The following is a 1698-nucleotide window of genomic DNA, read 5'->3' as shown; positions in this document are numbered from 1 at the left end:
GTAAAACGCCGTAAATATTTGGAGACCTCTGATTGCAAATAAACGAACCCGGTAGGATTGCAAGTCCTACCGGGTTTTGACTGTATACGGGTGGTTATTGAGCGCTTACAGTCGGCCAGTCCCTTATTCTTTGTTTAGGCGATGTAGATTTTGTGCCGTTTATCTTACGTTTCCGTCTCATAGGGCCAGGTGTTGATACCGCCGAATTCGTAGATGTTGGTGTAGCCCAGTTCGGCCAGTGTAGAGGATGCGGTTTTGCTGCGGTTCCCGCTGCGGCAGTAGACCAGCACTGTGGAGTCCTTCTCGGGGATCACCTCGGCGGCAGCCGTTTCATCAATGCTGCCTACCGGCAGCAGCACAGCGCCAGGAATGTGGCCGCTGTCGTACTCGTCCTGCTCCCGCACATCCAGGATGATGACCTCCTGGGTATCCATCATCTCCTTGGCCTCTTCCTGGGTGATCTGCTGGTAGGAGCCGCCGGCGGAATTCCCGCCGCAGCCTGCCAGCAGCAGAAGAGACAGAAGCAGGGGCATCATTCGTTTCATCTGAGTTCCTCCAGAAGTCCGGCGGCAAAGGCCCTGTGGCCCTGCTCCGTGAAGTGTACGCCGTCGTAGGTCAGGGAGATGTCCCATTTTCCGGCATCGGCAAAGCGGATACCCAGCTGTTCCGCCAGGGCTTGGCAGAGCTGGGCAAATGCGTGGGAGTCCGCAATGAGCTGCGGGCTGGGCACCCACTGTCCCAGGGCCACCGGCGGCGGCGCGATCAGCAGGATCCTGCCTCGGTCCAGGGTGATGCCGGCGAGGAACCGCTCCAGCCGCTCAGCGGCCTGCTCCGGGCTTCGGCCCTGGAGCAGATCGTTGGTTCCCAACATGACGATCAGCAGATCCGTGCCGGCAGGAATGGCGGGAGCGGCAGAGGGGATCTCCCGGCCGTTCTGCCCCATGTTGCGGACCTCCCAGCCGGTTTTCGCGGCCAGAATATCCACCCACCGGCTGTCCGCGTCATAGCGCCCCCCGAAATAACTCCGGGGATCATAGCCGTAGGTGTTGGAGTCACCGAAGCAGATGACCTTCATCATTTACATCACTTATTTCCTTTCTCTGCACTACTTGAAGCGCCGATAATAGTCTTCTAATTTTTCATCGCAAATCCGCTCAATTTCCTGCTTCTCCTCCCGGGTCAGCTTCTTCCAGACGGACTCGTCCACCTGGATTACGCCCAGGGTCTTGGTATGGTGGAGCATCTGCATGTCCTCAAAACGCTTGAAGGGGTTGGACAGGATATTTCGCTGGGCCTGAGCGTCGGTATAGCCGCCCTTGGCGTAGATGCTGTTGGCCTTTTCCACCACCAGCCCAGCCGCCCGGCGAGCCTCGTAGAACTCCCGGAAGTAGGTGACGATGTCACTGAGCTTCACCCGGCCCCTGTCGTCGGCGAACAGCAGCACCGCCTTGAGCAGCACCGGCTTGTAGGAGTAGCTCATGTCCATCTGCCGCACCATGTCCAGAAACAGGTCCTTGCGGTTGGAGTCGTCAATCAGCGTCCAGCCGTACTGTTCTGCGTACTTCTGGAGGGTCTCTTCCTTGAAATACTTAATGTCTACTGAACAACCGCCAATTTTTTCTGGGGCCAGAAAATGACGAGCAAACCTGCAAGCAGGCACAAAAGGGCGCACTGAATCCTGCGGAGATTCAGCACCAG

At 57.7% G+C, this 1698-nt stretch carries 2 protein-coding genes and 1 pseudogene; all 3 read right to left on the bottom strand.

The features are described from left to right. Positions 1–164: 164 nt before the first annotated feature. The gene (locus H6B51_RS16895) at positions 165–545 is read right to left on the bottom strand and encodes a rhodanese-like domain-containing protein (protein ID WP_204884759.1); all 381 of its coding nucleotides are present in this window, start codon (positions 543–545) and stop codon (positions 165–167) included. Further along, positions 542–1078 carry a GDSL-type esterase/lipase family protein gene (locus tag H6B51_RS16890; protein WP_243421376.1) on the bottom strand — a complete coding sequence of 179 codons (537 nt, stop codon included), beginning with the start codon at positions 1076–1078 and terminating at the stop codon, positions 542–544. Before H6B51_RS16890 ends, H6B51_RS16895 begins: the two co-directional genes overlap by 4 nt. Positions 1079–1105: 27 nt before the next feature. Further along, positions 1106–1698 (bottom strand): annotated as a pseudogene (locus H6B51_RS16885) (hypothetical protein); the annotation flags it as partial.

Source organism: Pseudoflavonifractor phocaeensis (assembly GCF_016901955.1).
Classification (GTDB): Bacteria; Bacillota; Clostridia; order Oscillospirales; family Oscillospiraceae; genus Flavonifractor; species Flavonifractor phocaeensis_A.
Note: the sequence above shows the minus strand (reverse complement) of the source record. Positions and strands in the feature narration are given on the sequence as shown.

Coding starts and splice junctions, on each gene's coding strand:
- H6B51_RS16895 (WP_204884759.1), bottom strand. CDS start 545: ATGAAACGAATGATGCCCCTGCTTCTGTCTCTTCTGCTGCTGGCAGGC.
- H6B51_RS16890 (WP_243421376.1), bottom strand. CDS start 1,078: ATGATGAAGGTCATCTGCTTCGGTGACTCCAACACCTACGGCTATGAT.